This window comes from Mycobacterium sp., from assembly GCF_035603715.1.
Taxonomy (GTDB): Bacteria; Actinomycetota; Actinomycetes; order Mycobacteriales; family Mycobacteriaceae; genus Mycobacterium.
This window is the reverse complement of record NZ_DATNJW010000442.1, coordinates 1-8,498: the sequence shown is the minus strand read 5'-3', so window position 1 is coordinate 8,498 and position 8,498 is coordinate 1. Positions and strand designations below refer to the sequence as shown.

General features: G+C 67.5%; 8 protein-coding genes and 1 pseudogene. 5 read left to right on the top strand and 4 right to left on the bottom strand.

The annotated features are described in order from the left end of the window. The 4 genes and pseudogenes from VN856_RS18260 to VN856_RS18245 form a co-directional block, all read left to right on the top strand. Positions 1-408, top strand: a pseudogene (locus tag VN856_RS18260) (adenylate/guanylate cyclase domain-containing protein); the annotation flags it as partial. Positions 409-769: 361 nt separating this feature from the next. Continuing rightward, a complete protein-coding gene (locus VN856_RS18255; RefSeq protein WP_325691549.1) occupies positions 770-2,314 on the top strand; it encodes an adenylate/guanylate cyclase domain-containing protein in 1,545 nt (514 codons plus the stop codon). A gap of 128 nt (positions 2,315-2,442) precedes the next feature. Then, positions 2,443-3,279 carry a cyclodehydratase gene (locus VN856_RS18250; protein WP_325691547.1) on the top strand — a complete coding sequence of 279 codons (837 nt, stop codon included), beginning with the start codon at positions 2,443-2,445 and terminating at the stop codon, positions 3,277-3,279. A gap of 42 nt (positions 3,280-3,321) precedes the next feature. Beyond that, positions 3,322-4,665, top strand: a complete 1,344-nt coding sequence (locus tag VN856_RS18245; protein WP_325691546.1) for an ABC1 kinase family protein — start codon at positions 3,322-3,324, stop codon at positions 4,663-4,665. A 30-nt stretch (positions 4,666-4,695) separates the two neighbouring features. Here the strand turns inward: VN856_RS18245 and VN856_RS18240 are convergent, their stop codons facing one another. From VN856_RS18240 to VN856_RS18230, 3 genes are all read right to left on the bottom strand, one after another. Continuing rightward, positions 4,696-4,965: a WhiB family transcriptional regulator gene (locus VN856_RS18240; protein ID WP_325691544.1), complete on the bottom strand. Its 270-nt coding sequence runs from the start codon at positions 4,963-4,965 to the stop codon at positions 4,696-4,698. Positions 4,966-5,102: 137 nt separating this feature from the next. Further along, positions 5,103-5,249 (bottom strand): hypothetical protein, encoded by a 147-nt coding sequence (locus VN856_RS18235; RefSeq protein WP_325691543.1) that lies wholly within the window; start codon positions 5,247-5,249, stop codon positions 5,103-5,105. A 106-nt stretch (positions 5,250-5,355) separates the two neighbouring features. Continuing rightward, positions 5,356-7,458 carry an ATP-dependent DNA helicase UvrD2 gene (locus VN856_RS18230; RefSeq protein ID WP_325691541.1) on the bottom strand — a complete coding sequence of 701 codons (2,103 nt, stop codon included), beginning with the start codon at positions 7,456-7,458 and terminating at the stop codon, positions 5,356-5,358. Positions 7,459-7,545: 87 nt separating this feature from the next. Here VN856_RS18230 and mrx1 point away from each other — a divergent pair, with 87 nt between their 5' ends. Then, complete coding sequence (mrx1, locus tag VN856_RS18225) at positions 7,546-7,800, top strand: mycoredoxin Mrx1 (RefSeq protein ID WP_325691539.1); 255 nt, start codon at positions 7,546-7,548, stop codon at positions 7,798-7,800. A gap of 1 nt (position 7,801) precedes the next feature. Here mrx1 and nudC read toward each other — a convergent pair. Continuing rightward, positions 7,802-8,498: NAD(+) diphosphatase (gene nudC, locus VN856_RS18220; RefSeq protein WP_325691537.1), on the bottom strand; the 697-nt coding region annotated here is incomplete at its 5' end.

Genomic DNA, 8,498 nt, shown 5'->3' with positions numbered 1-8,498 from the left:
CTGGGCATCCAGATCCGCGCCGGCATCCACACCGGCGAATGCGAACTGCTCGACGCCGACGTCGGGGGCATCGCCGTCCACATCGCCGCGCGAATCTGCAGCCAGGCCGGCGCCGGCGAAATCCTCGTCTCCCGCACCGTGCGTGACCTGGTCGTCGGCTCGGGCACGGGCTTCGAGGACCGCGGCAGCGTCTAGCTGCGCGGCGTGCCCGGCACCTGGCAACTCCTGGCGGTCGATCGCCACGGCCCGCGGGCGGGATCGCCTGAGGCGGAACTGGTGTCAATTCCCACCCCCGGTCGACGGACCGCGATGCGCCGCTCGGACCGCGCCGTGGAGGCGATCGCGAGGCGCGCACCCTGGATCCTGCGCGGGATGGCCCGCCTCGCCCCGGCCACCGAACGCAGATAAACACCCGATGCCGGCGGGCTTGGCGGTGTCTGAGTCGTCGACATCGTTGAGGACGGAGGTTTCGGCGATCGCCGAATTCGAGCGGGGCACCGACCCCGACAGTGACAGCCGCCCGGACGCTGTGGATAGCTGAGCTGTCCCTGCTGACGGCCGTGGCACAGTGCGGGGATGGCGCAGCCCACGCCGACGCTGTATGCGCTGGATCCGGAGCTACCGGTGCTGCTGCGGCCCGACGGGCGCCTTGGCGTAACCGGTGAGCCGACTGCGGTGCTACTAGCTGCCTAGTCAATCGCCAGGTGGAATACCCGGGGGCTATCACTCGTGCCCCGGCGAGCGGTGGGCTCAGCAGTACGCTCATGCCATGCCGGACACGTTGTACGCACCGTGCGGCGATCTGAGCCTGGCGTATCAGGTGTTCGGCGACGGGCCGGTCGAACTGGTCGTCGTCGAGCCGTTCGTGAGCCACGTGGAGCTGGCCTGGACCCTCCCCCAATTCAAAGCGTTCATGGAGCAGCTCGGCACGTTCTGTCGTGTCGCCCTGTTCGACAAGGCCGGGGTCGGGCTGTCGGACCCGGTGCCAAAAGTTCGCACGCTGGAGGATCGAGCCGCCGAGGTCGAGGCTGTCATGGACGCAGCCGGCTTCGGGCAGGCCGTCGTTGCCGGTCTGAGTGACGGTGGACCGGTCGCGATGATATTCGCCGCAACAAGGCCGGAGCGAGTGCGGGCGCTGATCCTCTCCGGCACCATCCCGTACTGGGGCATCGCGGGGTGGGACGACATGGATCGCGACCCGGCCGAACTGCGGGCGCGCTTCCTTGCCGAGCTGGGCGAGGACTACACGCCGTCGATTGAGCAGCTCGCCCGCTTCCAGCGAGGCGGCCGTGCCGTGCGCTCCGGGTGGGGCAGTGGTGCCGCAGCCAGCATCAGCGCGCCGTCGGTCCGGTCGACACGACAGCTGGGAATGCTGGAGCGCATGAGCGCGAGCCCGGGAATGGCGCGGGCGTCATTCGAAGCGGCGTTTCGGACCGACGTGCGGTCAATCCTGCCGACGCTCACCGCCCCAACCCTGGTCATCCATGCCCGCGAGGACAACGCGGTTCCGGTGCAGGGCGGCCGGTACCTCGCGGACCACATCCCCGGCGCGCGGTACCTGGAGGTCGAGGGTGCGGACCACGCACCGTTCTTAACCGAGCCCGACAAGATCCTGGCCGGGATCGAGGAGTTCCTCACCGGCAGCCATGCGGCGCCGGCGCAGTCTCATCGCGCCCTGCGTACCGTGTTGTTCACCGATATCGTCGCGTCGACGCAACATGCCGCAGCGAGCGGCGACGAGCGATGGCGGGCGGTGCTGCACCGCTTTGGTGAGATCACCGATGACCTAACGGAACGGTTCGCTGGCACGGTGGTCAAGAGCACCGGCGACGGCCACCTCGCCACGTTCGACGGCCCGACGCAGGCCATCCGCTGCGCCGAGGGCCTGCGCAATGACGCCGAGACCCTGGGCATCCAGATCCGCGCTGGCATCCACACCGGCGAATGCGAACTGCTGGACAACGATATCGGCGGGCTCGCCGTACACATCGCGGCGCGGATCCTTGGCCAAGCCGGCGCCGGTGAAATCCTTGTCTCGCGCACCGTGCGTGACCTGGTTGTCGGGTCGGGCACAGGTTTTGAGGACCGCGGCAGCGTCGAGTTGCGTGGCGTGCCCGGCACCTGGGAACTGCTGGCGGTGGATCGCCACGGCGCGCGGGCGGGATCGCCTGAGGCGGAACTGGCGTCAACGCCCACTCCTGGCCGTCGGACGACGATGCGTCGATCGGATCGCGCTGTCGAGGTGATCGCGACGCGCGCACCGTGGATTGTGCGCGGGATGGCCCGCCTCGCCCCGGCCACCGGCCGCCGCTGAACAGCCGGGGTCGGCGCCGATGCATCCGTGCTGGCGAATTACCACCGACCCGACCCCGACAGCGACAGCGGCCCGGGCGCTGTGGATAGCTGAGCTGTCCCTGCTGACGGCCGTGGCACAGTGCCAGGATGGCGCAGCCCACGCCGTCGCTGTATACGCTGGATCCGGCGTTACCGGTGCTGCTCCGGCCCGACGGGGCCGTGCAGCTCGGGTGGAGTCCGCGCCGCGCCGTGCTGATCCAGCCGCCGCGCGGCGTGACCGCCGCCGGGCTGGCCACCCTGCTGCGGGCCATGCATTCGCCGGTATCGATCAGCGAGCTGCAACGCCATTCCGACGTGAGCCCCGGCGAGCTGGACGACCTGCTCGCGCAGCTCGTGACCGCCGGCGTCGCCACCCGTGGTGCCCGCCAGCGCGCGACGCGGTCGGCGTCGATCCGGGTGCACGGCCGCGGACCGCTGTCAGAACTGCTGGCCGAGGGGCTGCGGTGTTCGGGCGCCAGGATCAAGCAAAGCAACCAGCCGCACGCCGCGGTGACAGCTGCCGACGCCGACCTGGTGGTGCTGTCGGACAATCTCGTCGCCGACCCGCGCATGCTGCGCGACCTGCACAGTCAGGGCGTCGCGCACCTCGCGGTGCGAGTGCGCGACGGCACCGGACTGGTTGGCCCCCTGGTCGTCCCCGGCGTGACCAGCTGCCTGGGGTGCGCCGATTTGCACCGTAGGGACCGCGATGCGGCGTGGCCCGCCGTTGCCGCGCAGCTGCGCGACACCGTGGGAGTCGCCGACCGCGCGACCCTGCTGGCCACCGCGGCCCTCGCGCTCAGCCAGGTCAACCGCGTGATCGGGGCAGTCCGCGGGGCCGAATCCGAGCCGCCCACGTCGTTGAATGCCACCCTCGAATTCGACGTCCACGCCGGGTCGATTGTGGTGCGACAGTGGCCGAAACATCCACTGTGTTCCTGCTGACAGCGGCCGTCGTCTGATTGAGGGGGAAAGCACAGGCTCGTCATGGATGATGGACACGTGTCAGAGATCAAACGTAAGGGTGCCTCGCGCAATGCGAAGCTGGCCGGCCTGTCGGTCGGCATAGCCGGCCGCACAGCGCTCGGGTTCGGCAAACGGCTGGCCGGGAAGTCGCAGGATGAGGTCAACGCCGAGCTGATGGAGAAGGCCGCCCACCAACTTTTCACCGTGCTGGGCGAGCTCAAGGGCGGTGCGATGAAGGTCGGCCAGGCGTTGTCGGTGATGGAAGCCGCGATCCCCGAGGAGTTCGGCGAGCCCTATCGCGAAGCGCTGACCAAGCTGCAAAAGGATGCGCCGCCACTACCCGCCGACAAGGTGCACCGGGTGCTCGACGCGCAGTTGGGTACCAAATGGCGTCAACGGTTTTCCGAGTTCGACGACACCGCGGTGGCCTCGGCCAGCATTGGCCAGGTGCACAAAGGCGTGTGGTCGGACGGCCGGGAGGTCGCCGTCAAGATCCAGTATCCCGGCGCTGACGAGGCGTTGCGAGCCGATTTGAAGACCTTGCGGCGCATGGTCGGCGTAGTCAAACAACTCGCGCCGGGCGTGGACGTTGAAGGCATCGTCGACGAGCTGATCGAGCGCACCGAGATGGAGCTCGACTACCGGCTGGAAGCCGAACATCAACGCGCGTTCGCCAAGGCCTACGACGGCGACCCGCACTTCGTGGTCCCGCGCATCGTGGCCAGTGCCCCCAAAGTCGTGATCCAGGAGTGGATCGACGGCATTCCGATGTCGGAGATCATCCGCAACGGGACCGTCGAACAGCGCGACCTGCTCGGAACTCGGCTGGCCGCCTTCATCTTCGATTCACCACGCCGGATCGAGATGATCCACGGCGACGCGCACCCGGGCAACTTCATGCTGATGTCCGACGAGAAGATGGGCGTCATCGACTTCGGTGCCGTCGCACCGCTTCCCGGCGGATTCCCGGTCGAGCTCGGTGCGACGATCCGGTACGCCCGTGACAAGAACTACGACATGGTGCTGCCGACTATGGAGAAGGTCGGGTTCATCCAGAAGGGTGAGCAGGTGTCGGTGCGCGACATCGACGAGATGCTGCGCCAATACGTCGAACCGGTCGAGGTCGAGGTCTTCCACTACACGCGTAAGTGGCTGCAGCGGATGACTTATCGTCAGCTGAACCAGGGTGTAGCCCAGATCAAGACGGCGCGACAGATGAATCTGCCACCCAAGCTGGCGATCCCGATGCGAGTGCTGGCCTCGTCGATGGCGATCCTGTGTCAGCTGGATGCTCACGTGCCGACTCAGAAGCTGTCCGAGGAGCTGGTTCCCGGGTTCGCCGAACCCGAAGCCGCTGCCGTCTAAAAGTACGCTACCCCAACATATTTCGGTGTTCTAGGCGGCGATCGAGTCCTTGCGGGGACGTCCGCGGGGCCGTTTGCGGTTCACGACGCAGCCACGATCGAGAATCTCGCCACCCCATACTCCCCAGGGTTCGGCGCGTTCCAGCGCCTCGGCCAGGCACATCTGGCGAATCGGGCAGTCAGCACACAACGCCTTGGCGCGCTCCAACTCTGACGGGCTGTCAGCGAACCACAGGTCGGGATCGCTGACGTGACAGGGCAACTCCGGCAGCTGCTCGTCGGGGACTGTCGAGGTCGACATGTCCTGTTCACCTGCTTCCTGGTCTGGCGGCGATATTGCGGGGATCGAAGACCAGTGGCGGGCTGTCGTTGGAAAAACTTTGGCCACGGATCCTGGTGACTTCGGGTCCGTGGCCATTTGGCGAATGAGTGGGCTGCTTACCTGGGTAGAGCCCCAATCCACGGACGCTCGGTCGCGGCGGCGATGCGCTTGTGCGACGCCGCCGATGCGGCGGCGGCATGGGCAGCATGGCGGGAGCCAGCGTCGCCGACCTGGCGTACACCGAATACGTTGATGCTGATCATCGTGGCTCCCTCCTCTCATCTAGAAGCTGCTGCAAAGCGTGGACCTTGCGTCTGAAGGCTAAATCGTAGCAGCTCGACAGGGCAAGCGATTTTCTGACCAGCGGTTTTAGCCCCGGCCGCGGACGAGGTCCAGCACATCTGGGCCGAATTGCTCGAGCTTGCGAGCGCCGATGCCCGGGATGGCGACCAGCGCGGCGTCGTCGGTGGGCAGCAGTTCGGCGATCGCGATCAGCGTGTTGTCGGTGAATACGACGTAGGCCGGGACATTCATCTCCTTGGCCGTGCGCAGCCGCCAGTCCTTCAGCTGCAGCAGCAGCTCGTCGTCGATGTCGGCGGCGCACGTCTCGCAGCGGCGAAGCATGATCGCCGCCGGAGTGGTCAGCTGGTTGTTGCAGATCCGGCAGCGCGACGCGGGCCCGCGATTGCGGCGCGGCCGGTTCGGAGTGGGGTCGGCCTGGGTCTGCGGCGACAGGCCGTTGAGAAAACGTGACGACTTACGACTCTGTCGACCGCCCGGGTTGCGGGACAGCGCCCAGGTGAGCGCTAAATGCATTCGGGCCCTTGTTATTCCGACGTAGAGCAGTCGACGCTCCTCCTCGACGGCTTCGCTCTCCGGCCCGTGCGCCAGCGCATGCGAAATCGGCAACGTGCCGTCGGTTAATCCGACCAGGAACACCGAATCCCACTCCAGCCCCTTGGCGGCGTGCAGCGAAGCCAGCGTGACTCCCTGCACCACCGGCGGATGACGCGAGTCGGCGCGGGTCCGCAGCTCGGCGATCAACTCGGGCAAGTCCAGCGTCGGCCGGTGTGCCACCTCTTCGTCGACCAATTCGCCCAGCGCTACCAACGCTTCCCAGCGTTCCCGGGCCCGCGTTCCGGTCGGCGGTTCGGCCGTCAGACCCAGTGGTTCGAGCAGCCCGCGCACTCTTTCGGGCAACGCGACGTCGCCGTCGGCGTCGCGGTTGGCCGCCCGCTGCAAAGCCAGCAGGGCTTGGCGGATCTCCTGGCGGCTGAAGAAGCCCTCGCCGCCGCGGACCTGATACGCGATTCCGGCTTCGGTCAGCGCTTCTTCGTAGACCTCCGACTGCGCGTTGATCCGGTACAGCACCGCGATTTCCGACGCCGGCGTGCCGGCTTCGACGAGCTGTTTGATCGACTTGGCCACCGCGGTGGCTTCGGCGACCTCGTCGGAATATTCACGAAACGTCGGCTCGGGTCCCGGATCACGCTGGCCGACCAGATGCAGCTTGCTGCCGGCCACCCGTCCGCGGGCGGCGGCGATCACCCGGTTGGCCAGCGACACCACCTGCGGGGTGGACCGGTAGTCGCGTTCCAGGCGCACCACGGTCCCGTCGGGGAACCGCCGCGAGAAGTCCAGCAGGTAGCGCGGCGAGGCCCCGGTGAACGAATAGATGGTCTGGTTGGCGTCGCCGACGACGGTCAGGTCGTCGCGGTCGCCCAGCCAGGCCGACAGCACGCGCTGCTGCAGCGGGGTGACATCCTGGTACTCGTCGACGACGAAGCAGCGGTAGCGATCTCGGAATTCTTCGGCGACCGCGGCGTCGTCCTCGATCGCGGCCGCGGTGTGCAGCAGCAGATCGTCGAAGTCGAGCAGGGCAACTCCATCGCCACGTGACTTGAGCGACTCGTAGGCCGCGTACACCGCGGCAACCTTTGCGGCGTCCAGCGGAACATCACGGGCCGCGGCCGCTACCGCGTCGGGATACTGCTCGGGTGAGATCAGCGAGGCCTTGGCCCACTCGATCTCACCGGCCACGTCGCGGACGTCGTCGGTGCTGAGCTTCAGGCCCGCGCCGGTGGCCCCGCGTGCGACGACGGCGAACTTGGTCTCCAGCAGCTGCCAACCGGTGTCGCCGACGACCCGCGGCCAGAAGTACCGCAGCTGCCGGTGCGCGGCGGCGTGAAAGGTCATCGCCTGCACCGCACCGACACCGGTCTGCGCGTTGGCTCCCAGTGCCCGCAGCCGGGTCCGCATTTCGCCGGCCGCCCGCTGGGTGAAGGTCACCGCCAAGACCTGACCCGCGGCGACGTGTCCGGTCGCGACGAGCTGGGCGATGCGGTGGGTGATCGTGCGGGTCTTACCGGTGCCCGCGCCGGCCAGAACACAGACCGGGCCGCGGGGAGCCAGCACGGCCTCGCGCTGTTCGTCGTCGAGGTCGGCAATCAAGGAGTCCGCGATCACCGGCATGGCGTCCATCTTGGCAGTGCTGGCCGACAAACGTCTGGCAGCGCCACGCCGCGGCATACCAGCGAGACCATCTATGTTTGTACGACTATGAGCAATGCTTCCATCACCATGTACAGCACGCAGTGGTGCGGCTACTGCCACCGGCTGAGGACGGCGCTGAAATCGGCCGGCATCGCCTATGACGAGGTCGACATCGAGCAGGACCCCACAGCCGCGGACTTCGTCGGCTCAGTCAACGGCGGCAACCACGTCGTACCGACGCTGAAGTTCGCCGACGGGTCCACCCTGACCAACCCGGGCGCCGATGAGGTCAAGGCGAAGCTGGCCAAGCTCGCCGGCTAAATCAGCTGGCCTCGGCCCAGGATTCGACGATCACCCGCGCGATCGACACCGATCCGGGTAACAGCAGCCTGGACTCTGAGTCGCTGCTCCAGTCGCCGAGTGCCAGTGCGGCTCGAATCTCATCGCGGGTGAACCATTCGGCCTCCGCGATCTCGCCGTCGTTGAACGCGAACGGCTCAGCCGGATCGGCGATCGCGTGGAAGCCGATCATCAGCGATCGCGGGAATGGCCACGGTTGGCTGCCCAGGTAGCGAATATCGCTGACGGTCAGCCCGATTTCCTCGCGGATCTCCCGGGCCACACAGGTTTCGAAGGACTCCCCCGCTTCGACGAAACCGGCCAGCAGCGAGAACATCCGTTCGGGCCATGTCGTCTGACGGGCCAGCACCGCGCGATCGCCGCCGTCGTGCACCAGGCAGATGATCGCCGGGTCGATACGTGGGAATTCCTCGTGACCGGTAACCGGATTCACCCGGGCCCAACCGGCCCTGATCGACTTGGTTGGCGAGCCGTCCACTGAGCTGAACCGGTTACTGGCATGCCAGTTCAGCAGCGCCGCAGCCGCCGACACCAGTTGCGCGCCCACATCGTCGAATAGCTGTCCGGCCCGGCGCAGATCGGCCACCTCGGCCTTGAGGTCGGGATCATCGGGTGCTTCCAGCGCACCGCGGACAGCCCACACATGTCGGCCGTCCTCG